Origin of the sequence: Pseudomonas sp. MF6747 (assembly GCF_963890955.1) — a bacterium.
Classification (GTDB): domain Bacteria; phylum Pseudomonadota; class Gammaproteobacteria; order Pseudomonadales; family Pseudomonadaceae; genus Aquipseudomonas.
On record NZ_CAWPSZ010000007.1, the window covers coordinates 165603 to 187710 of the forward strand.

Annotated in this window: 16 protein-coding genes; 9 read left to right on the plus strand and 7 right to left on the minus strand. The window is 61.5% G+C overall.

Annotated elements, in window-relative coordinates; genetic code table 11:
* The first annotated feature begins 156 nt into the window (after positions 1–156).
* From tpx to AACW30_RS09390, 7 genes are all read left to right on the plus strand, one after another.
* The gene (tpx, locus tag AACW30_RS09360) at positions 157–657 is read left to right on the plus strand and encodes a thiol peroxidase (protein ID WP_200624835.1); all 501 of its coding nucleotides are present in this window, start codon (positions 157–159) and stop codon (positions 655–657) included.
* Positions 658–886: 229 nt separating this feature from the next.
* Entirely contained in the window at positions 887–2191 is a 1305-nt protein-coding gene (locus tag AACW30_RS09365; RefSeq protein WP_200624836.1) for an MdtA/MuxA family multidrug efflux RND transporter periplasmic adaptor subunit, read from the plus strand.
* Positions 2188–5289, plus strand: a complete 3102-nt coding sequence (locus AACW30_RS09370) for an MdtB/MuxB family multidrug efflux RND transporter permease subunit (protein WP_106577887.1) — start codon at positions 2188–2190, stop codon at positions 5287–5289. Before AACW30_RS09365 ends, AACW30_RS09370 begins: the two co-directional genes overlap by 4 nt.
* Positions 5286–8393 (plus strand): efflux RND transporter permease subunit, encoded by a 3108-nt coding sequence (locus AACW30_RS09375; RefSeq protein WP_119741899.1) that lies wholly within the window; start codon positions 5286–5288, stop codon positions 8391–8393. Before AACW30_RS09370 ends, AACW30_RS09375 begins: the two co-directional genes overlap by 4 nt.
* A complete protein-coding gene (locus AACW30_RS09380) occupies positions 8390–9859 on the plus strand; it encodes an efflux transporter outer membrane subunit (protein WP_200624837.1) in 1470 nt (489 codons plus the stop codon). Before AACW30_RS09375 ends, AACW30_RS09380 begins: the two co-directional genes overlap by 4 nt.
* A gap of 245 nt (positions 9860–10104) precedes the next feature.
* Entirely contained in the window at positions 10105–12171 is a 2067-nt protein-coding gene (locus tag AACW30_RS09385) for a putative bifunctional diguanylate cyclase/phosphodiesterase (protein WP_200624838.1), read from the plus strand.
* 84 nt (positions 12172–12255) lie between these two features.
* The gene (locus tag AACW30_RS09390; protein WP_200624839.1) at positions 12256–13002 is read left to right on the plus strand and encodes an SDR family oxidoreductase; all 747 of its coding nucleotides are present in this window, start codon (positions 12256–12258) and stop codon (positions 13000–13002) included.
* 57 nt (positions 13003–13059) lie between these two features.
* Here the strand turns inward: AACW30_RS09390 and AACW30_RS09395 are convergent, their stop codons facing one another.
* The 5 genes from AACW30_RS09395 to AACW30_RS09415 form a co-directional block, all read right to left on the minus strand.
* Positions 13060–13755 (minus strand): tetratricopeptide repeat protein, encoded by a 696-nt coding sequence (locus AACW30_RS09395; protein WP_200624840.1) that lies wholly within the window; start codon positions 13753–13755, stop codon positions 13060–13062.
* Positions 13756–13761: 6 nt separating this feature from the next.
* Positions 13762–14418, minus strand: a complete 657-nt coding sequence (locus AACW30_RS09400; RefSeq protein WP_234452661.1) for a hypothetical protein — start codon at positions 14416–14418, stop codon at positions 13762–13764.
* Between the two features lie 103 nt (positions 14419–14521).
* On the minus strand, positions 14522–15931 hold the full coding sequence (gene mapR / locus AACW30_RS09405) for a GntR family transcriptional regulator MpaR (RefSeq protein WP_200624842.1): 1410 nt from the start codon (positions 15929–15931) through the stop codon (positions 14522–14524).
* A gap of 73 nt (positions 15932–16004) precedes the next feature.
* Positions 16005–17414 (minus strand): cytochrome c oxidase accessory protein CcoG, encoded by a 1410-nt coding sequence (gene ccoG, locus AACW30_RS09410; protein ID WP_200624843.1) that lies wholly within the window; start codon positions 17412–17414, stop codon positions 16005–16007.
* Positions 17415–17598: 184 nt separating this feature from the next.
* The gene (locus tag AACW30_RS09415; RefSeq protein ID WP_119742811.1) at positions 17599–17838 is read right to left on the minus strand and encodes a DUF3203 family protein; all 240 of its coding nucleotides are present in this window, start codon (positions 17836–17838) and stop codon (positions 17599–17601) included.
* Positions 17839–17961: 123 nt separating this feature from the next.
* Here AACW30_RS09415 and AACW30_RS09420 point away from each other — a divergent pair, with 123 nt between their 5' ends.
* Entirely contained in the window at positions 17962–18477 is a 516-nt protein-coding gene (locus AACW30_RS09420; RefSeq protein WP_200624844.1) for an MgtC/SapB family protein, read from the plus strand.
* Here the strand turns inward: AACW30_RS09420 and AACW30_RS09425 are convergent.
* Together AACW30_RS09425 and AACW30_RS09430 are read right to left on the minus strand one after the other, a co-directional pair.
* Positions 18466–19476 (minus strand): M10 family metallopeptidase C-terminal domain-containing protein, encoded by a 1011-nt coding sequence (locus tag AACW30_RS09425; protein WP_200624845.1) that lies wholly within the window; start codon positions 19474–19476, stop codon positions 18466–18468. The two genes, AACW30_RS09420 and AACW30_RS09425, sit on opposite strands and share 12 nt — an antisense overlap.
* Before the next feature lie 233 nt (positions 19477–19709).
* On the minus strand, positions 19710–19868 hold the full coding sequence (locus AACW30_RS09430) for a hypothetical protein (RefSeq protein ID WP_164487928.1): 159 nt from the start codon (positions 19866–19868) through the stop codon (positions 19710–19712).
* Between the two features lie 204 nt (positions 19869–20072).
* Here AACW30_RS09430 and AACW30_RS09435 point away from each other — a divergent pair, with 204 nt between their 5' ends.
* Positions 20073–22061, plus strand: a complete 1989-nt coding sequence (locus tag AACW30_RS09435) for an alpha-1,4-glucan--maltose-1-phosphate maltosyltransferase (RefSeq protein WP_200624846.1) — start codon at positions 20073–20075, stop codon at positions 22059–22061.
* Positions 22062–22108 lie beyond the last annotated feature (47 nt).

A 22108-nucleotide genomic window follows, 5' to 3' on the forward strand; every position in this document is an offset into this window, starting at 1 on the left:
TGAAGGGCGGGCGAAAAGCGCGCAATTAAACCATAGCCGTTGTTAAGCGGGCGCCCGCATGACAATTTACGCCCGGCCATAGGTAGCTTCGCCCGTTTGTGGTTAACTTCTGCGTCTCGAATTCGTTTCAATAAACCCAGCATAAGGATTCTCTTCATGGCTCAAGTCACCCATCGTGGTAACCCAATCAAGGTTGAAGGCGAGCTGCCGCAAACCGGTACCCAGGCCCCCGATTTCATCCTGACTGCCGGCGACCTGTCGGACGCATCCCTGGCCACATTCGCCGGCAAGCGCAAAGTACTCAACATCTTCCCAAGTGTTGACACCCCAACCTGCGCCACTTCGGTACGCAAGTTCAACGCTCAGGCCAACGACCTGAACAATGCCGTGGTGCTGTGCATTTCCAGCGATCTGCCGTTTGCCCAGGCCCGTTTCTGCGGCACTGAAGGCCTGGAAAACGTGAAGAACCTGTCGGATTTCCGCGACCCGGGCTTCGCCGTTGACTACGGTGTGTCGATTGTCGAAGGCGCGCTGCGCGGCCTGACCGCCCGTGCCGTTGTGGTACTGGACGAAAACAACAACGTGCTGCACAGCGAGTTGGTCAGCGAAATCGGCCAAGAGCCGAACTACGAAGCCGCCCTGGCTGTTTTGAAGTAACTGTTTCAGCGCATTACTGTCTTTTCGCAGTAACACGCTTGATAGATGATTGCGGCCTGGCCTAGTCCAGGCCGTTTTCATTTAGAGTCAGCGGCTTAGCTAAATAGCCCATAAACTAAGGCCAGAAGTTAAAAGTTGTAATCCAAGGTAAATAGCCGGTAAAGGCGCTTTTCTTAATGCGCCTCAGTGCTTATCTTTCAGCCTCCCAAAGTAGAAGCTCTCGCGCCCAATGGTTGATCACTCCATGCAATCCTCCCCCCGCAACTCCCGCCGCTGGCTGTTCGGCCTGCCCGTGCTGCTGGTTATCGCCGTCCTGTGCTGGAAGTTCTGGCCCGGCAGCCACAAGGATGCCGGCGAGAAAAAACCGGCCGGGCATGCCGGCAAGTCGGGGATGATGCGCCCGGGCTTCGGGGGTTCCACCGGCCCGATTCCCGTGCGCGTGGCGCCGGCGGTGCTGGGTGAGTTCCCGGTGTACTACAAGGCATTGGGCACGGTCACCGCGCTCAATACCATTAACGTACGCAGCCGGGTGGGCGGTGAGCTGGTGAAGATTGCCTTTGAAGAAGGGCAGATGGTCAAGGCTGGCGACCTGCTGGCGGAAATCGACCCGCGCAGCTACCAGAATGCCTTGCTGCAGGCCCAGGGCACGCTGTTGCAGAACCAGGCGCAGTTGAAAAACGCCCAGGTTGATGTCCAGCGTTACCGCGACCTGTATGCCCAGGACAGTATCGCCAAGCAGACCCTGGACACCGCCGAAGCGCTGGTCCTGCAATATCAGGGCACGGTCAAGACCAATCAGGGCGCAGTGGACGACGCCAAGCTCAACCTCGAATTCACCAAGATCCGCGCGCCTATCGGTGGCCGTGTGGGCTTGCGCCAGGTCGACGTGGGCAACCTGGTGGCGGCCAACGACACGACCTTCCTGGCGGTGATCACCCAGACGCAGCCGATCAGTGTGGTCTTCACCCTGCCGGAAAACACCCTGGACACCGTCCTTGCCCGTTACCACGCCGGCAACAAGCTGCCGGTGGAGGCCTGGGACCGTGGCGACGCCAAAAAACAGGCCGTGGGTGTGCTGCAAAGCCTGGACAACCAGATCGACGTGACCACCGGTACCCTGAAATTCAAGGGCCGTTTCGATAACAAGGACCAGGCGCTGTTCCCCAACCAGTTCGTCAACGTGCACCTGCTCGCCGACACCCTGCACAACGTGGTGCTGGCGCCGTCTGCCGCGATTCAGTTTGGCAACAACGGCACCTTCGTCTACAAGCTCGACGGCGACAAGAAGGTCAAGGTCCAGCCACTGGTGGTCGGCGATACCGATGGCGACAACACCGTGATCAAGGAAGGCCTGGCGGCCGGCGACCGTGTGGTGATGGAAGGCACCGACCGCTTGAAGGATGGCAGCGAAATCGAAGTGGTCAACGACAGCAGCGATGTGCCGACCACCCCGACCGAGCACCTGCAAGGCAAGCCTGCGGCAAAAGGGGAGACCGGCGCTAACGCCGGCAAGGCGCAAAAGGTCGGTTCATGAACCTGTCGCGGCTGTTTATCCTTCGCCCGGTTGCCACCACGCTGAGCATGCTGGCCATTGTCCTGGCCGGCATCATTTCCTATCGCTTGCTGCCGGTGTCGGCCTTGCCCCAGGTGGATTACCCGACCATCCGGGTGATGACCCTGTACCCCGGCGCCAGCCCCGATGTGATGACCAGCGCGGTCACCGCGCCGCTTGAGCGCCAGTTCGGGCAAATGCCCGGCCTGACCCAAATGGCGTCCACCAGCTCGGGCGGTGCGTCGGTGCTGACCTTGCGTTTCAACCTCGACATCAATATGGACGTCGCCGAGCAACAGGTGCAGGCCGCGATCAACGCCGCGACCAACCTGCTGCCCAAGGATTTGCCGGCACCGCCGGTGTACAACAAGGTCAACCCCGCGGACACCCCGGTGCTGACCCTGGCGATTACCTCCAAGACCATGCTGCTGCCCAAGCTCAACGACTTGGTGGATACGCGCATGGCGCAAAAGATTGCCCAGATCAGTGGCGTCGGCATGGTCAGCATCGCCGGCGGCCAACGCCAGGCCGTGCGCATCAAGGTCAACCCCGAGGCCCTGGCCGCCAATGGCTTGAACCTGTCGGACGTGCGCACGCTGATCGCCGCGTCCAACGTCAACCAGCCTAAAGGCAACTTCGACGGCCCGACGCGGGTGTCGATGCTGGACGCCAACGACCAGTTGGTCTCGCCCCAGCAATACGCCGAATTGATCCTGGCCTACAACAATGGCGCACCCCTGCGCCTCAAGGATGTGGCACAGATCGTCGACGGCGCCGAAAACGAGCGCCTTGCCGCCTGGGCCAACGAAAACCAGGCCGTGCTGCTGAATATCCAGCGCCAGCCGGGCGCCAACGTGATTGAGGTCGTCGACCGTATCAAGGCGTTGCTGCCGAGCATCACCGACAACCTGCCGGCCGGCCTGGACGTGACGGTGCTCACCGACCGTACCCAGACCATCCGCGCCTCGGTCACCGATGTGCAACATGAATTGCTGATCGCCATTGCCTTGGTGGTGATGGTGACGTTTCTGTTTTTACGCCGTGTCAGCGCCACGATCATTCCGTCCATCGCCGTGCCGCTGTCGCTGATCGGCACCTTTGGCGTGATGTACCTGGCGGGCTTCTCCGTCAACAACCTCACGCTGATGGCCCTGACCATCGCCACCGGTTTTGTGGTGGACGATGCCATCGTGATGCTGGAGAACATCTCGCGCTATATCGAGGAGGGCGAGACGCCGCTCAATGCTGCGCTCAAGGGCGCCAAGCAGATCGGCTTCACCCTGATTTCCCTGACCCTGTCGCTGATCGCGGTGTTGATCCCGCTGTTGTTCATGGCTGACGTGGTGGGGCGGCTGTTCCGCGAGTTCGCGATCACCCTGGCGGTGGCGATCCTGATTTCCCTGGTGGTCTCGCTGACGCTGACGCCGATGATGTGCGCGCGGCTGCTCAAGCGCGAACCCAAGGAAGAAGAACAGGGCCGTTTCTACAAGGCCAGCGGCGCCTGGATCGACTGGCTGATCGAAGCCTACGGGCGCAAGTTGCAGTGGGTGCTCAGGCACCAGCCGCTGACCTTGCTGGTGGCCATCGCCACCCTGGGCCTGACGGTGGTGCTGTACCTGGTGGTGCCCAAGGGCTTCTTCCCGGTGCAGGACACCGGGGTCATCCAGGGTATTTCCGAAGCACCACAGTCGATTTCGTTTGCCGCGATGAGCCAGCGCCAGCAAGAGCTGGCCAAGGTGATCCTGGCTGATCCAGCGGTGGAAAGCCTGTCGTCCTATATTGGTGTGGATGGCGATAACGCCACCCTCAACAGCGGGCGCCTGTTGATCAACCTCAAGGCGCACGGCCAGCGCGACTTGAGTGCGGCCCAGGTGATCACACGGCTGCAGCCGGAAATCGACAAACTGGTGGGCATTCGCCTGTTCATGCAGCCGGTGCAGGACCTGACGATCGAAGACCGCGTCAGCCGCACCCAGTACCAATTCAGCATGTCGTCGCCCGACGCCGACCTGCTGGCGCTGTGGAGCGACAAGCTGGTACACGCCCTCAGCCAGTTGCCGGAGCTTACCGACGTCGCCAGCGACCTGCAGGACAAAGGCCTGCAGGTGTTCCTGGTGATCGACCGCGACGCCGCTTCGCGCCTGGGCGTCAGCGTATCGACCATCACCGACGCACTGTACGACGCCTTCGGCCAGCGGCAGATTTCCACCATTTATACGCAGGCCAGCCAGTACCGCGTGGTCTTGCAGGCCCAATCCGGTGAAACCCTCGGCCCGGCGGCGCTGAACCAGATCCACGTGAAGACCGCCGACGGCGGCCAGGTGCGCCTGTCGAGCCTGGCCCACGTGGAGCAGCGCCAGGCGCAGTTGGCGATCGCGCACATCGGCCAGTTCCCGGCGGTGATGATGTCGTTCAACCTGGCCCCCGGCGTCGCGCTGGGCAAAGGTGTGGAGCTGATCAACCAGACCCAGAAAGACATTGGCATGCCAGTGGGGGTGCAGACCCAGTTCCAGGGCGCGGCCCAGGCCTTCGAAGCGTCGCTGTCGAGCACCTTGCTGCTGATCCTGGCGGCGGTGGTCACCATGTACATCGTGCTGGGCGTGCTCTACGAGAGCTACATCCACCCGATCACTATCCTCTCGACCTTGCCGTCGGCAGCGGTGGGGGCCTTGCTGGCATTGCTGCTCAGCGGCAATGACCTGGGCATGATCGCGATCATCGGCATCATCCTGCTGATCGGTATCGTGAAAAAGAACGCGATCATGATGATCGACTTCGCCCTCGACGCCGAGCGTAACCAGGGCCTGGACCCGCAGACCGCGATCTACCAGGCGGCGCTGCTGCGTTTCCGGCCGATCCTGATGACCACCCTGGCCGCCCTGTTCGGTGCGGTGCCGTTGATGCTCGCCACCGGCTCCGGCGCCGAGCTGCGCCAGCCCCTGGGCCTGGTGATGGTCGGCGGCTTGCTGGTGAGCCAGGTATTGACCCTGTTCACCACGCCGGTGATCTACCTGTACTTCGACCGCCTTGGCCGCCGCTGGCGCAAAGAGCCGCAAAGCCTGGAGCCGGTTGAGTCATGAACCTGTCCGGACCGTTCATTCGCCGGCCGGTAGCGACCATGCTGCTGAGCCTGGCGATCATGTTGCTCGGCGGCGTCAGCTTCAACTTGCTGCCGGTGTCGCCGTTGCCGCAGATCGACTTCCCGGTGATCGTGGTCTCGGCCAGTTTGCCCGGGGCCAGCCCCGAGGTGATGGCGTCCACCGTGGCCACGCCGCTGGAGCGCTCGTTCGGCGCGATTGCCGGCATCACCACCATGAGCAGTTCGTCGAGCCAGGGCTCGACGCGGGTGATCCTCGCCTTTGACTCCGACCGGGATATCAACGGCGCGGCGCGCGAAGTGCAGGCGGCCATCAACGCCTCGCGCAACCTGCTGCCCAGCGGTATGCGCAGCATGCCGACCTACAAGAAGATCAACCCCTCCCAGGCGCCGATCATGGTGCTGTCGCTGACCTCCGACGTGCTGCAAAAGGGCGAGTTGTACGACCTGGCCTCGACCATTCTTTCGCAAAGCCTGTCGCAGGTGCCGGGTGTGGGTGAAGTGCAGATCGGCGGCAGCTCCCTGCCGGCGGTGCGCATCGAGCTGGAACCCAAGGCCCTCGACCAGTACGGCGTGGCCCTGGACGACGTGCGCAACACCATCGCCAATGCCAACCAGCGCCGGCCCAAGGGCTCGCTGGAAGACAGCGAGCGCAACTGGCAGATCCAGGCCAACGACCAACTGGAAAAGGCCAAGGATTACGAGCCGCTGCTGATTCGCTACCAGAACGGCGCGGCCTTGCGCCTGGGCGACGTGGCAAAAATCAGCGACGGTGTGGAAGACCGCTACAACAGCGGCTTCTTCAACAATGATTCGGCGGTGCTGCTGGTGATCAACCGCCAGTCCGGCGCCAACATCATCGAGACGGTTCGGCAGATCAAGGCCCAGCTGCCGGCGTTGCAGGCGGTGTTGCCGTCCAGCGTCAAGCTCAACCTGGCCATGGACCGTTCCCCGGTGATCACCGCGACCCTGCATGAAGCCGAGATGACCTTGCTGATTGCCGTGGCCCTGGTGGTGCTGGTGGTGTACCTGTTCCTGGGCAATTTCCGTGCTTCGTTGATCCCGACCCTGGCGGTGCCGGTGTCGTTGGTGGGCACCTTTGCGGTGATGTACCTGTTCGGCTTCTCGCTGAACAACTTCTCGCTGATGGCGCTGATTCTGGCCACGGGCCTGGTGGTGGACGATGCCATCGTGGTGCTGGAGAACATTTCCCGGCACATCGACGACGGCGTGCCGCCGATGAAGGCGGCGTATCTGGGCGCGCAGGAAGTCGGCTTTACCTTGTTGTCGATGAACGTGTCGCTGGTGGCCGTGTTCCTGTCCATCCTGTTTATGGGCGGTATCGTCACCAACCTGTTCCGAGAGTTTTCCATCACCTTGTCGGCGGCGATCATCGTCTCGCTGATCGTCTCGCTGACCTTGACCCCGATGCTCTGCGCGCGTTGGCTCAAACCGCACATCAAAGGGCATATGAGCGGTTTGCAGCGCTGGAGCCACAGGATCAACGAGCGCATGGTGGCGGTGTATGCCACCAGCCTGGACTGGGTACTGCGTCACCGACGCCTGACCCTGCTGAGCCTGTTGCTCACCGTGGGCGTGAACATCGCGCTGTACGTGGTGGTGCCGAAAACCTTTATGCCGCAGCAGGACACCGGTCAGTTGATCGGCTTTGTGCGCGGCGACGACGGGCTGTCGTTCAACGTGATGCAGCCGAAGATGGAGACCTTTCGCAAGGCGGTCCTCAAGGACCCGGCAGTGCTCAGCGTGGCCGGCTTTATCGGCGGCAACAACGGCACCAACAACGCGGTGATGCTGGTGCGCCTCAAGCCTATCGCCGAGCGCAAGATCTCGGCCCAGGCGGTGATCGAGCGTATTCGCAAGGAAGTACCGCTGGTGCCGGGCGGGCGCTTGTTCCTGATGGCCGACCAGGACCTGCAATTTGGCGGCAGTCGCGACCAGACCAGCGCGCAGTATTCCTACATCCTGCAAAGTGGTGACCTGGCCGCGTTGCGCCTGTGGTACCCGAAAGTGGTCGCCGCGTTGCGCGAGCTGCCGGAGCTGACCGCCATCGACGCCCGTGAAGGCCGTGGTGCAGCGCAGGTAACGCTGGTGGTCGACCGTGACCAGGCCAAGCGCTTGGGCATCGACATGAGCATGGTCACGGCGGTGCTGAACAATGCCTACAGCCAACGGCAGATTTCCACCATCTACGACAGCCTCAACCAGTACCAGGTGGTGATGGAGGTCAACCCGAAATACGCCCAGGACCCGATCACCCTGAACCAGATGCAGGTGATCACCTCCACCGGTGCGCGGGTGCCGTTATCGACCATTGCCCACTACGAGAACAGCCTGGCCGACGACCGGGTCAGCCACGAAGGCCAGTTCGCCTCGGAAAACATCGCGTTTGATATGTCGCCCGGGGTAACGGTGGAGCAGGGCACCGCTGCCATCGAGCGCGCGATTGCCAAGGTCGGCTTGCCCGAAGACGTGATCGCCAAGATGGCCGGCACCGCCGACGCGTTTGCGGCGACCCAGAAGGGCCAGCCGTTCATGATCCTCGGCGCGCTGGTGGCGGTTTATCTGGTGTTGGGCATTCTGTATGAAAGCTACATTCACCCGCTCACCATCCTCTCGACCTTGCCGTCGGCCGGTGTCGGCGCGTTGCTCTCGATCTACTTGCTGGGCGGCGAGTTCAGCCTGATCTCATTGCTGGGGTTGTTCCTGTTGATCGGGGTGGTGAAGAAGAACGCGATCCTGATGATCGACCTGGCCCTGCAGTTGGAGCGCCATGACGGCATGAGCCCGTTGGAATCGATCCGCAGTGCCTGCCTGTTGCGCCTGCGCCCGATCCTGATGACCACGCTGGCCGCCATCCTCGGCGCCTTGCCATTGCTGCTCGGCTCCGGCGATGGCGCGGAAATGCGCCAGCCGCTGGGCCTGACGATTATCGGCGGCCTGGTGTTCAGCCAGATCCTGACCCTTTACACCACCCCGGTGGTTTACCTCTATCTTGACCGCGCGCGCCATCGCTTCAACGCCTGGCGCGGCGTGCGTACCGATGCTGCCTTGGACACTGCGCTATGAGCGATTCAACCTTGACCCAATTGGCCATGAGCATGCCCCGTGGTTTGCGCGTTGCCAGCCTCCTGCTGTGCGGCGCATTGCTCAGCGCTTGCGCCATCGGGCCTGACTACAAACGCCCGGATGTCATCGAGCCGGTGCAGTTCAAAGAAGCCCAGGGCTGGAGCCAGGCCACGCCCAGCGATTCGCTGGCGCGGGGCGCCTGGTGGGAGCTGTACGGCGACCCCCAACTGAATGACCTGGTGACGCGCCTGAACAACGCCAACCAGACCGTGGCCCAGGCCGAAGCACGTTTCCGTCAGGCCCAGGCCCAGGTGCGCAGCGCGCGCGGTGCGTTCTTTCCAACGGTAGACCTGAGTGCCGGAAAAACCCGCGCGAGCCAGGGTACCGGCAGCAGTAACGCCAGCCTGAGCAGTTCCAGCAGCGGTATCCGCGACACCCTCAACGCGCAACTGGGCGTGAGTTGGGAAGCGGATGTGTGGGGCAAATTGCGCCGCGGTCTGGAAGCCAATGAAGCCACGGCCGAGGCCAGCTCGGCGGATTTGGCGGCGATGCGCTTGAGCCAGCAATCGGAGCTGGTGCAGGACTACTTGCAACTGCGTGTCATGGATGAACAGACGCGGTTGTTGCAAGCCACGCTGGACACGTATCAGCGTTCGCTGCAAATGACCGAAAACCAATACCGCGCCGGTGTGTCCGGCAAGGATGCGATCGCTCAGGCGCAAACTCAGCTCAAGACCACCCAGGCCAGCCTGATCGACTTGATCTGGCAGCGGGCCCAGTTGGAAAACGCCATCGCGGTGTTGATCGGCGAGGCACCGGCCAACTTCAACCTGGCGGTGAGCAAAGATATTCCAGCGTTGCCGCAGATTCCCGTGAGCCTGCCGTCGCAACTGTTGGAGCGCCGTCCGGACATTGCCTCGGCTGAGCGCGCGGTGATCGCTGCAAACGCAAATATCGGTGTGGCCAAGGCGGCTTATTATCCGGATTTGACCTTGAGTCTGGCGGGCGGCTATTCCAGCAGCACCTACGCCGACTGGATCAGCTTGCCGAACCGCTTCTGGTCGGTGGGGCCGAAGTTGGCGATGACGTTGTTCGACGGTGGGCAGCGTTCGGCGGAGGTTGATCGCAGCGTGGCCTCGTATGACGAGACGGTAGCCAAGTATCGCCAGACGGTGCTGGATGGTTTTCGCGAGGTGGAAAACTACATGGTGCAGTTGAAGGTGCTGGAGGACGAGGCGGTCGTCAGCAATGAAGCGCTGGAAGCTGCGCGCGAATCGCTGCGGTTGACGCAGAATCAGTACAAGGCCGGGTTGATTGCGTATCTGGATGTCGTCACGGTGCAGGCTACGGCCCTGAGCAATGAGCGGACTGTACTGACGTTGTTGCAGACGCGGTTGGTGGCCAGTGTGCAGTTGATTGCGGCGCTGGGCGGTGGATGGGATGGGCAGGTAGCGTTCAAGGAGTGATTGAGCAACTGTCCGTTGCTGCCATCTGCAGGTGGGAGGCGGCAAGCCCCTCCCGGAGCCGAAGACGTCGATACAGACGCAACTTCAACCCCCGAGCACCGCAATGTTAAGCCAGTAGATTGACGTCAAAACGCCACTAGTGGCCCCATGATAATTAATCAACGCGCCCCTAATTATTCTCGCTACAATCGCCCGCTTTGCCACTTGGCACGGGCGCTCCAGGCCCGTCAGTTCTGAGAAATTCCATGCTGATCGGTAGCTATTCCCCCTCCCTGGTCGTGATTTCCCTGTTCGTCGCGATCCTGGCGTCCTACACCGCGCTGGACCTTGCCGGCCGTCTTGCGACCGCCCGGGGCCGCGCCGTGTATGTGTGGATGACGGGCGGCGCATTGGCGATGGGCGTAGGCGTGTGGTCCATGCACTTCATCGGCATGTTGGCCTTGCGCCTTCCGTTTGCCCTCGGGTTTGAACTGGGCATCACCGCGCTGTCCCTGCTGATCGCCGTGTTGTCCAGCGGCTTTGCCTTATGGCTGGTCAGCCAGCCACGCCTGCCTGCGTGGCAACTGGCGTTCGGTGCGCTGATCATGGGCGCGGGCATCAGCAGCATGCACTACACCGGCATGGCCGCGATGCGCATGACGCCGGGCATCGACTACGACCCAACCCTGTTCGGCGCCTCATTGTTGATCGCGGTCGTCGCGTCCGGCGCTGCGCTGTGGATCGCCTTCAACTTGCGTCGCAGCACGCCTTACGTACGCCTGGCACGCGGTGGCGCAGCCGTGGTGATGGGCATTGCAATCGTGGGCATGCACTACACCGGCATGGCCGCCGCGCGCTTTGATGACAACAGCTTCTGCGGCGCCGCACTGACGGGCCTGAGTGGCACGGGCCTGGACAACCTGGTGCTGGTGACCACGCTGGCGGTGTTGATCATCGCGTTGCTGACTTCGTTGCTTGACGCTCGCCTGGAGGCGCGCACCGCCGTACTTGCCGACTCCCTCACCCTGGCCAACCAGGAACTGACGCACCTTGCCCTGCACGACATGCTCACCGGCCTGCCCAATCGCACGTTGCTCGCCGACCGTATTCAGCAAGCCATTCAGGCGGTGAAGGAGCAGGGCGGTTGCTTTGCCCTGATGTTTATCGACCTGGATGGGTTCAAACCGGTCAACGATGCGTTTGGTCACCACATGGGTGACCAGTTGTTGCGCGAGGTGGGCCTGCGCTTGCGCGAAGACCTGCGCGGCCATGACACGTTGGCCCGTATCGGCGGGGATGAGTTTGTGTTGCTGGTGCAATTGACGCAGCCGGACGACGCCGTCGGCCTCGCCGAACGTCAGGTCGGGCTGATCAACCGTGCCTTCAAGGTTGCCGAGCATGAACTGCAAATCTCCGCCAGCATCGGTATCGCGCTGTTTCCGGGCAATGGCAGTAACCCGCAGGAGTTGTTGATGAACGCCGACGCCGCCATGTACCACGCCAAGGGCATGGGCAAGAACGGCTACAGTTTCTTCGATGTGTCGATGAACACCAACGCGCGCAAGCAGTTGCAGTTATTGCAGGACCTGCGCAACGCCCTCGAGCACGAGCAATTTTGTCTGTATTACCAGCCCAAGTTCGATGCGGTGAGCGGCATCCCGGTCGGCGCCGAAGCCTTGCTGCGCTGGGAGCATCCGCAGCAGGGGCTGTTGTTGCCTGCGACGTTTATCGACCTGGCGGAAAAGACCGGCTTGATTATTCCTATCGGCGAGTGGGTATTGAACGAAGCCTGTCGTCAGATGCGTCTGTGGTATGCGCAGGGCTATGAAGACTGGCGCATTGCGGTAAACCTGTCGGCCTTGCAGTTTTGCCATGCCGGGCTGGTCAAGAGTGTTGCCGCAGCCCTCGACCGTCACCAGTTGCCGGCCAATAGCCTGACCCTGGAAATTACCGAAACCACTGCCATGAGTGACGCCGACGCGAGCATGACGGTGTTGCAGCAGTTGTCGGACATGGGCGTTGACCTGTCCATCGATGACTTCGGCACCGGCTATTCGAGCCTGATGTACCTCAAGCGTCTGCCCGCCAATGAGCTGAAGATCGATCGCGGGTTTGTCCGCGACCTGGAACACGACAGCGACGATGCCGCCATCGTTTCGGCCATCGTCGCCCTCGGTCAGGCCCTGGGGCTGCGGATTGTCGCCGAGGGCGTGGAGACCGATGTGCAGCAGAGTTTCCTCACCCGCCTGGGGTGCAACTCGCTGCAAGGCTATCTGCTGGGGCATCCCTTGCCGGCTGACGGTTTCATGGCCGATATCCAGCGTGCCGAATAGGCGGTAGCGCCTGACAAAAGCCGTGCGTGACGAGTATTCTTGGCCCCAACCCTAAACATCAGGTTGAGTCAGGAGACCGCACGCATGGACAAAGTCGTCATCATCACTGGGGGCAGCCGCGGCATCGGTGCCGAGACGGCATTGCTGGCCGCTCGCGAGGGTTACCGCATCTGCATCAACTATCAGTCCGACGAAAACGCCGCCCATAGCGTGCTCGAACAGGTTCGCGCCCTCGGCGCCCAGGCGATTGCAGTGCGTGCGGACGTCAGCATCGAAGATGAAGTGGTTGCGCTGTTCGGTCGCGTGGATGCCGAGCTGGGCCGCGTCACCGCACTGGTGAACAACGCCGGCACCGTGGGGCATAAGTCGCGGGTCGACGAGATATCCGAATTCCGCATCCTCAAGATCATGAAAACCAACGTGCTCGGGCCGATCCTGTGCGCCAAGCATGCGGTGCTGCGCATGTCGCCAAGGCATGGCGGGCAGGGTGGCAGTATCGTCAACGTGTCGTCAGTGGCGGCGCGCCTGGGTTCGCCGGGTGAATACGTCGACTATGCCGCCTCCAAGGGAGCGCTGGACACCTTCACACTGGGGCTGTCGAAAGAAGTTGCCGGTGAAGGGATCCGCGTTAACGCCGTGCGGCCCGGCTATATCTTTACCGACTTCCACGCCCTGAGTGGCGACCCGGACCGGGTCAGCAAACTTGAATCCGGCATTCCGATGGCCCGTGGCGGGCGCCCGGACGAAGTGGCCGAGGCGATTATCTGGTTGCTGTCGGACAAGGCCTCGTACACCACCGGCACCTTCCTGGACCTGGGCGGCGGTCGCTGATCACCGCTGTTGGCCGGCTGTTGAGTGAGGCACCCAAGGGGCGCCTCACGGTGACGTTCAGGGCAGCTTGATCTGATACGCCGCCAACTGGGCCTTGTGTTGCGCCTCCACCGAGCTTGGGTCGACGCGTTTGGCGAACTGGGTCAAGTCGCGTCGAGCGTTTTCCTTGTCGCCCAGTCGGTCGTAAGCCAGCGCTCGCTGGTAGTAGGCCCACGCGTAGTCAGGCTGTTTGATCAGTCCGGCGCTGTAGGCTTCGGCGGCTTCGCGGTACTGGCCGAGGTCGTAGAGCGCCAGGCCCAAATGATAGAACGTCGGCATGTTGAACCCGGCGCCTTTGCCATTCTCACCCAGGCCGGCATCCAGATTGGACTGCACCAGTTCGAGGGCTTTTTGCGGGTTGCCATTGAGGCGGTACAGGTAGCTCAGTTCCAGGGTCGCGCGCGGTTCGGGGTGCGGGTTGGTGGCGATGGATTTTTCGCGTGCGCTGATGGCTTGCGGATACTGCTTGAGGTTTGTGTAGGCCACTGACTGCAACAGGTACACGGTGCTCTTGATTTTGGGCGGCAGGGTGTTCTTCGTCAGGCACAGCTCTAACTCTTGAATCACCTGCTGATTTTGCTCGGCTCTCATGGCCTTGCTGGTGTTGACGCAATGCTGCAGGTTGAGTTCGGCGGGGGTTGGCTGGTGCGCGCAACCGGTGACAACTGCGGCAATGGCCAGCAGGGCGAAACCACGAATAGAGGCGTTAGGCATGCTTGGTCAGTCCAGCAGATTGGCGTTGAGGTCGGGGCGATAGACTTGCAGCAGGGCAGGCGTGACGGTGCCTTGCAAGGAGCAGAAGATCTTCGTACGCCCCTCGGTCGGACCTTTTTCCAGGCTCAGCGTACGCTCTACAAAGCCAAAGGGCGTGGCCACGCCCGGTCCCGCCAAACCTTCGGTGCGCCATTGGCCGATCGGGTCGCCTACCCGGCGAATATCGGCGCGGCTGACACTGCCTCGTTCTGCTACCAGGCGTGCGTGGTCGGCGATCAAAGGCTTGAGGCGCTCGGCAACATCGCTCACCGAACCTTCGGCGACGAATCCCCAGAACAGCAAATTGCCGACATTGGGCAGCGACATGGCTTCATTGTGATACCCCACAAGGCGCACGCCGTTGACCACCAGCGGTTGCTCAAAGGCCTGATAGCGACCACCTTCCTGCAGTGGGTTCATGACCACTGGAGCGCTGACATTGCCCTGTTTGGCCACGCGCAGGGTGCCGGCGGGCAGGGAAGCGGTGTTGAGGGTTTCGAAAAAGCGTGCGTCACAGCGGGAGAAATCGCTGAACAGCTGATCAGAGGTGGCGGCAGTGGTTTGGCCCTGGGCCTGGCTGGCAAGCGCCAGCAAGCAAAGGGCGGATAACAGTGGGCGAAGCATCGGCGTCATCCATGAGCGTTGAGGGGCGGCGAGTGTAACAAGGCTGAAACGTCTTCGCTAACCGGAGGGGCGTTGCCCGACGGTCTGGCTGCGGCGAGCCTGTTCAAAACGAGCGCACGATCCGCCCCAGCGTTTCCATCGCTTTCTCCGACGCCTCGGTCCACGGGCTGCCGTAATTCAAGCGGATGCAATTTCTGAAGCGCTGGGTCGCCGAGAAAATCGGCCCCGGCGCAATGCTGATGCCTTGGGCCAGGGCCATCTGGAATAACTTCAGCGAGTCGGTTTGCTCCGGCAGTTCGAGCCACAAAAAATACCCGCCAGCCGGCTGGCTGACCCGTGTCTGGGCCGGGAAATAGCGGGCGATGGCCGCCAGCATCGCGCTTTGCTGTTCTTCCAGGGCATAGCGCAACTTGCGCAAATGGCGGTCATAACCGCCGTGTTGCAGGTAGTCGGCAATCGCCGCCTGCGCCGGCATTGATGGGCACAACGAGGTCATCAGCTTCAAGCGCTCGACCTTCTGCGCATAGCGTCCGGCGGCCACCCAGCCAACGCGGTAACCCGGGGCCAGGCTTTTGGCAAAGGAGCCGCAGTGCATCACCAGGCCTTCAGTGTCGAAGGCCTTGGCCGGTTTGGGCGCTTGTTGCCCGTAATACAACTCGGCGTACACGTCGTCTTCGATCAGCGGCACCTGGTGACTACGCAGCAGTTCCACCAACGCCTGCTTTTTGGCCTCCGGCAGCGTTGCGCCCATCGGGTTCTGGAAGCTGGTCATGGTCCAGCAGGCCTTGATCGGGCAGCGCTCAAGGCTTTGCGCCAAGGCGTTGAGGTCGATGCCGTCGCGTGGGTGCACCGGAATTTCCACGGCCTTGAGCTTCAGACGTTCGAGCACCTGCAGGCAGGCATAAAACGCCGGCGCTTCGATGGCTACCAGATCGCCCGGCTCGGTCACGGCCTGCAGGCACAGGTTCAGGGCTTCGAGTGCGCCGTTGGTGATCAGCAACTCTTCCATCGGCAGCATCAGGCCGCCGACCATGTAACGCAGGGCAATTTGCCTGCGCAGCTGCGGGTTGCCCGGTGACATGTCGGTCACGACCAGGCGTGGGTCCATTTCGCGGCTGGCACTGGCCAGCGAACGTGCCAGGCGTGGCAAAGGGAACAGCATCGGGCTGGGAAAGGCCGAACCGAAGGGGACGGTATTGGGGTCTTTGATGGAGTCCAGTACCGAAAACACCAGTTCACTCACATCGACTTCGGTGGATTCGTGCACATGTTCGCTCACCACCGGCTCGGAAAACGGGCTCGGTGCATGGGTGTTGACGAAGTAACCGGAACGCGGCCGCGCGCGGATCAGCCCACGGCGTTCGAGCAGGTAATACGCCTGGAACACCGTGGACGGGCTGACGCCGTAGGTCTGGCTAGCATAGCGCACCGACGGCACGCGCTGGCCGGGCCCGAGCACGCCGGAGCGGATCAGTTCTGCGATGTCATCGGCGAATTTTTCGTAGCGTTTCATGAAGACCTTAAAAACAGTTTTCTCATTATGAACACAGGGCAAACAGTGGCTGCGGGCCTGTGTCGGTTAGACCTTAGCGGTTCATCGGCGCCACAAAGCGGCTGTCGGCCGCACTGTAGATCCACGGCTCATCCACGTCTGTCACCTTGAACCGCAGGGTCTGTGAACTGCTCGCCGGCTTGTCGGCCAACAATGCCACCGACACCGGCACATCGCTGATTTCCCCCGGCGCCAGGCTGAGCTCGGTCTTGCCTTGCAGCACGAAACCCTCGGCGTCCACCAACGCCAGGCGATAGTCCTGGCGCTGCTGGGTTTTGTTGATGACCTTGAGGCTGTAAATGTTTTCGATCAAACCCTGGCTGTTTTCGCGAAACATGCCGCGGTCCTTGGTGACGTCGAGCGACACCATCGGCCGTCCTACCAGGGCCACCACCAGTGCGGCGATCATCACCAGCAGCACGGCACTGTAGCCGATCAGTCGCGGCCGAAGCAGGTGGGTTTTGCCGCCCTGCAGTTGATGCTCGGAGGTATAGCTCACCAGGCCGCGGGCATAGCCCATTTTGTCCATGATTGAATCGCAGGCGTCGATGCAGGCCGCGCAGCCGATGCACTCCATCTGCAAGCCGTCGCGGATATCAATGCCGGTGGGGCACACCTGCACGCACAGCTGGCAGTCGATGCAGTCACCCAGGCCGACGTCGGCGGGCGTCACGTCTCGTTTGCGCGGGCCGCGGTGTTCTCCACGCGCCGCATCGTATGAAATGGTCAGGGTGTCCTTGTCGAACATCACGCTCTGGAAGCGCGCATAGGGGCACATGTGCATGCACACCGCTTCACGCAGCCAGCCGGCATTGATGTACGTGGCCGCGGTGAAAAACAGCACCCAGAACAGGCTGACGCCGCCCATTTGCCACGTCAGCAGCTCCAAGGCCAAAGGGCGGATGGGCGTGAAGTAGCCGACAAACGTCAGCCCGGTCAACACGCTGATGCCCAGCCACAAGGTATGTTTGGCCGAGCGCCGCGCCAGCTTGTTCAGGCTCCATGGCGCTGCGTGGAGCTTGATGCGCTGGTTACGTTCGCCTTCGGTGACCTTTTCACACCACATGAACAGCCAGGTAAACGAGCTTTGCGGGCAGGTGTAGCCGCACCACACCCGGCCTGCGAACACGGTGATGGCAAACAGGCCAAAGGCGCAGATGATCAGCAGCGCCGACAACAGGATGAAGTCCTGGGGCCAGAAGGTTGCGCCGAAGATGTGGAATTTGCTCTCGGCCAGGTCCCACAGCACGGCCTGGCGCCCACCCCAGTTCAGCCATACGGTGCCGAAAAAGGCCAGGAACAGCACCGCGGCGCCGACTATGCGCAAGGTACGAAACAGGCCGGTAAAGCTGCGGGTATGGATCAGGTTGTCGCTGGATTTGGCCTTCACCTTCTTTGGGTGTATGGGCTCAAAGGTTTCCACGGTTGGGATTCTTTCGCTCATGGTCGTTCGCTCATCAGCCTCCATCAGGCGGATGAACTATGGACTCCGCTCTGTGTGCATAACAGACTCAGCTAGAGCGATAAAAAGCGGATCAGATGGGGTTTTTCTACAAGGCTGTGGCCGGTCGCTGCACTCCGTGGCGCTAGGAGTGCAGCGCCAATCAGCGCACATTGATACAGATCAATCAAATCACCGAATCACTGTCGGTCGCCTTCAAGTGTTTGCGTCCATCCACGGCGCCGGCGACGGTCAAGGCATCGGCTTCGGCCTCGGTGATGTAGATCCTGTCGTTATCCAGCGTCACAAAAGACATGGCTTTGAGGCTGTCGGTACTGACCGTCACCTCGGGCGCAGGCAGGCTGCGCTCCTGGCCGTTTTCATCGACCTTGAAGTAGCACGTCTGGTTATCGATACGTACAGGCATGGTGATCTCCTTTTCCATTGGCGGGTGATCATTAGGGTTCACCCGGTTGCCCGGCGTTCCAGGCAACTGACTGGCGGTCGCCGTTGTCCATGCTAAACCCATAATCACAAAGGACCGCTTTCCATGGATGCCTGGTGGAGCGAAGTGTGGCAAACCCTGCAAGCCGAATTTGCCGACATCGGCGATGCGAAACAACTCACCCAGATCACCGTGCGCTTGCTGATCGCCGCGCTGCTGGGCGGTATTCTCGGGTTCGAACGGGAACAGAAGGGCAAGGCGGCCGGTGTACGCACCCACATGCTGGTGGCGTTGGGCGCCGCGCTGTTTGTATTGGTGCCGCAGACGTCCGGCAGCCAGGCGGATGCGATGAGCCGGGTGCTTCAGGGCGTGATTGCCGGCATCGGATTTCTCGGCGCCGGTACCATTCTCAAAGGCAAGGAAGATGAGCAGGGCCAGCACGTCAAAGGCCTGACCACCGCTGCCGGCCTGTGGATGACTGCGGCTATCGGGGTTGCCGCCGGCATGGGCCGCGAATCGACAGCGGTGCTCAGTACCTTGCTGGCCTTGGCGGTATTCAGCGTGATGCCCCGGATCGTCAGGGCGTTCGAGAATGACGATGACCGCCGATCAGGTGAGTAGATCGTTTTCTTTGACCTGGCCAAATATCTTTGCAACCAGCGCAGGCTCCCCCTGGTTGCCGGCAATCACCAGCACGCTGGCGTTGTGCGCACGCGAGTATTTCAACTGCATCTCACCACTGGCGCCGGATAACTGGTTGACCCAGTGCAGCGGTTTATTCAGTTGCCGGCGAATGCCGGTGACGTCCAGCTTGTCCCGGTCGGTGACAAAGTGCCTGATTTCACACGGGTGCTCGAGCGTGGACTCAAGCGTGTTAGTAAAACTGTAGGTCTTGGGGTGGTTTTTACAGTCGGACTCGTAGTGGTCCCGTCGCTGCCAATCTTCAAGATGCGCATATTGCAGCGGCTCGGTCACCTTCCGGACCTGAGTGGCAATGTCGCAGAGGTGTTTGCTCTTGACCTGCAGGCTACGCATATAGTCCTGAATGCTTGTCAGGGGCGCGTGTTCCTGGCGGGAGAACGCGCGGACCATATCAAAGCGACTGCTCGGTGAGGCTTTCATCAAACTGGCTTTCAACGCGAACAGCGCCGCCTCCACATAGCTGCGATAGGCGCCGACCTGCTCGGTTTCAATGGGGCTCAAGACCGTGTCAAGCGAACCTTTGTTGAGTTGGGTTTCGATCCTGGCGAGGATCTTGATGCAGGACGTTGCGTTGGGGCCGCTCAACAGGCACTTGAGGTTGTCGGGGGTCAACAGCCTGTCGATGGTGTTGAAGGTGTCTTTTGACTCGCTGGACTCAGGGTCGCGCATCAGGCGCTCAACGGTTTTGCGGTCCAGCTGGTCGCAGAGTTGCTTGAGTTGTTTTTCCAGCGCCGCCTGGTCGGCGGGTGCGGCACCATCTGCACGCATCGGCTCGCGGGTGGTGTTTGGCGCCGACCGGAGCAGGGCGTCCAGCGCTTGAGCAGACACGCTCACGGGTGATGGCGGCATGGGGTGAGAATGAAGGTGGCCTGAGATGAGTTCGGCGCGGGCGCGAGACGGCTGCTGGATGGTCGACATGATGAATCCTCAAAAACCAATCGGACGAGCGCTGGGGCCAGGGGCCTGGAAATGAAGTCAGCGCAAAATCAGTATGAGAACGATCACATCAGTTGGAATTAGGGCTTTGCCTTTCAAGTGAGTGGGAATTTTCTGCATCAACGCCTGCTCGCGAGTCACGGTTCAACGGCCAGTACTGCGTCGGCAGTACCCGCCGTGCCTTGCGAGCGGACGCTGAACCTATAAGGACCTCGTCACAGAATGGCCGGCGGCTCGCTCGTTGGCGGTTCCTGCACCGGCGGTGGATCGTTTTCAGGGGGTTCCTGTTCAGGGATCGGCTTCGGCTCAGCGGGCGGTAACGTTGGGTCGTCGATGTTCGGATCGGGTGTTTCAGCCGGAATTGGGATATTCATCGGTGTGGCCTCCTTTGTGCTTTGCTCTTGCGGTGGACATCCGCCTGGGGGAATTGATTCCCCGCCCAATGGCGACATATCCACCTGAACTTTTCACCTGACGCCAGGCTCGGACCTATTACGGCCCTGCTCAGGGAGAGCGTTGCCATATCAGAATTCGGATCAAGCAAAGAGCGTCCACAGGGCGTAAGGGGAAGATGCTCGATGACTGCTGAAACACTGGCTCCAGACGATTCCATTTTGCCGCTGTCCCAGGCGTTGTTATTGCCCAGGATCGCTATCGAAAGTACCGCGCCCGTGATCGACGGCGGCGAGTTTGCCGTGAAGGCCGTGGTCGGCCAGCGCATCAATGTCACCAGCAAGGTCTTTGCTGATGGCCACGACAAGCTTGCCGTACTGATCCGCTGGCGCCCGTTGCAGGACGAAAGCTGGCACAGCGTAGTAATGACCGACGTCGGCAACAATGGCTGGGAAGGCGCGTTCACCGTGACGCAGCAAGGCCCCCACCAATATTGCATCGAAGCCTGGATCGATACCTTTGCCAGCTTCTGTTATGAGCTGCGCAAAAAGCACGAGGCCGGCGTGCCAGTCAGCCTTGAGCTGCAGGAAGGTCGCAGCCTGGTGTTGCAGGCCGCCGAGCGCAGTGACAACGAGCTGCGCGATCGCTTGATGCTGTTGCACCACGAACTGTCCGGTTTGCTGGAAACCGAGCAGGTCGCGCAGTTTCTGCACGAAGACAGTGCACACCTGATGACCCAGGCCGACCACCGTGCCTATTTGAGCGTCAGCCCAGTCTATCCGGTGGATGTCGAGCGCACAGCGGCGCAGTTTGCCAGCTGGTACGAGCTGTTTCCGCGCTCGATCACCGACGATCCTGCCCGCCACGGCACGTTCAACGACGTGCACTCTCGGCTGTCGATGATCCATGACATGGGCTTTGACGTGCTGTACTTCCCGCCGATCCATCCCATCGGGCGCAGCCATCGCAAAGGCAAGAACAACTCCCTGACCGCCGGCCCCGATGATCCCGGCAGCCCGTACGCGATTGGCAGCGAGGAGGGCGGCCATGAAGCCATCCACCCGCAACTGGGCAGCCGCGATGACTTTCGTCGGTTGGTCAAGGCCGCCGCCGACCATGGCCTGGAAATCGCTCTGGACTTCGCCATCCAGTGTTCCCAGGACCACCCGTGGCTCAAGCAGCACCCGGGCTGGTTCAACTGGCGCCCGGACGGCACGATCAAATACGCCGAGAACCCGCCGAAGAAATACCAGGACATCGTCAACGTCGACTTCTATGCCGCCGATGCGATTCCGAGCCTGTGGACTGAGTTGCGTGACGTCGTGCTGGGCTGGGTGGAAGAGGGCGTGAAGACCTTTCGGGTCGACAACCCTCACACCAAACCGCTGCCCTTCTGGCAATGGCTGATCAGCGACGTGCGCGGCAAACACCCTGACGTGATCTTCCTCGCCGAAGCGTTCACCACGCCTGCAATGATGGCGCGCCTGGGCAAGGTCGGTTATTCGCAGAGTTACACCTACTTTACCTGGCGCAATACCAAGGCCGAGTTGAGCGAGTACTTCGCGCAATTGAACGAATCGCCCTGGCGCGAGTGCTACCGACCGAATTTCTTCGTCAACACGCCGGACATCAACCCCGGCTTCCTGCACGAATCCGGGCGGCCGGGTTTCTTGATCCGCGCCGCACTGGCCACCATGGGCTCGGGCCTGTGGGGCATGTATTCGGGGTTCGAGTTGTGCGAAGCCGCGCCGGTGCCGGGCAAGGAAGAGTACCTGGATTCAGAGAAGTACGAGATCCGCCCGCGCGATTTCACGGCGCCCGGCAACATCATTGCCGAGATCGCGCAGCTCAATCGTATCCGCCGGCAGAACCCCGCGTTGCAAACGCACCTGGGGTTGAAGCTCTACAACGCCTGGAACGACAACATCCTGTACTTCGGCAAGCGCAGTGAAGACGGCAGCAATTTCATCCTCGTCGCGGTGAACCTCGACCCGTTCAATGCCCAGGAAGCCCATTTCGAGTTGCCACTTTGGGAGCTGGGCTTGCCGGACGACGCCCAGACCCAAGGCGAAGACTTGATGAACGGGCACCGCTGGACCTGGTATGGCAAGACTCAGTGGACGCGGCTGGAGCCGCAAATGCCGTTTGGAATTTGGAGAATCACCACCTCCTGAAACCAGCCAGTCACCTGCAGGCGTCGACACACGGCGCCTGCAGGGAG

What these genes read in the sequence shown, in the direction of transcription:
- AACW30_RS09420 (WP_200624844.1), top strand. Translation starts at nt 17,962, where the DNA reads ATGGATGCCTGGTGGAGCGAAGTGTGGCAAACCCTGCAAGCCGAATTT.
- tpx (WP_200624835.1), top strand. Translation starts at nt 157, where the DNA reads ATGGCTCAAGTCACCCATCGTGGTAACCCAATCAAGGTTGAAGGCGAG.
- AACW30_RS09395 (WP_200624840.1), bottom strand. Translation starts at nt 13,755, where the DNA reads ATGCCTAACGCCTCTATTCGTGGTTTCGCCCTGCTGGCCATTGCCGCA.
- AACW30_RS09385 (WP_200624838.1), top strand. Translation starts at nt 10,105, where the DNA reads ATGCTGATCGGTAGCTATTCCCCCTCCCTGGTCGTGATTTCCCTGTTC.
- AACW30_RS09380 (WP_200624837.1), top strand. Translation starts at nt 8,390, where the DNA reads ATGAGCGATTCAACCTTGACCCAATTGGCCATGAGCATGCCCCGTGGT.
- AACW30_RS09390 (WP_200624839.1), top strand. Translation starts at nt 12,256, where the DNA reads ATGGACAAAGTCGTCATCATCACTGGGGGCAGCCGCGGCATCGGTGCC.
- AACW30_RS09370 (WP_106577887.1), top strand. Translation starts at nt 2,188, where the DNA reads ATGAACCTGTCGCGGCTGTTTATCCTTCGCCCGGTTGCCACCACGCTG.
- AACW30_RS09415 (WP_119742811.1), bottom strand. Translation starts at nt 17,838, where the DNA reads ATGCCTGTACGTATCGATAACCAGACGTGCTACTTCAAGGTCGATGAA.
- mapR (WP_200624842.1), bottom strand. Translation starts at nt 15,931, where the DNA reads ATGAAACGCTACGAAAAATTCGCCGATGACATCGCAGAACTGATCCGC.
- ccoG (WP_200624843.1), bottom strand. Translation starts at nt 17,414, where the DNA reads ATGAGCGAAAGAATCCCAACCGTGGAAACCTTTGAGCCCATACACCCA.
- AACW30_RS09375 (WP_119741899.1), top strand. Translation starts at nt 5,286, where the DNA reads ATGAACCTGTCCGGACCGTTCATTCGCCGGCCGGTAGCGACCATGCTG.
- AACW30_RS09400 (WP_234452661.1), bottom strand. Translation starts at nt 14,418, where the DNA reads ATGCTTCGCCCACTGTTATCCGCCCTTTGCTTGCTGGCGCTTGCCAGC.
- AACW30_RS09435 (WP_200624846.1), top strand. Translation starts at nt 20,073, where the DNA reads ATGACTGCTGAAACACTGGCTCCAGACGATTCCATTTTGCCGCTGTCC.
- AACW30_RS09430 (WP_164487928.1), bottom strand. Translation starts at nt 19,868, where the DNA reads ATGAATATCCCAATTCCGGCTGAAACACCCGATCCGAACATCGACGAC.
- AACW30_RS09365 (WP_200624836.1), top strand. Translation starts at nt 887, where the DNA reads ATGGTTGATCACTCCATGCAATCCTCCCCCCGCAACTCCCGCCGCTGG.
- AACW30_RS09425 (WP_200624845.1), bottom strand. Translation starts at nt 19,476, where the DNA reads ATGTCGACCATCCAGCAGCCGTCTCGCGCCCGCGCCGAACTCATCTCA.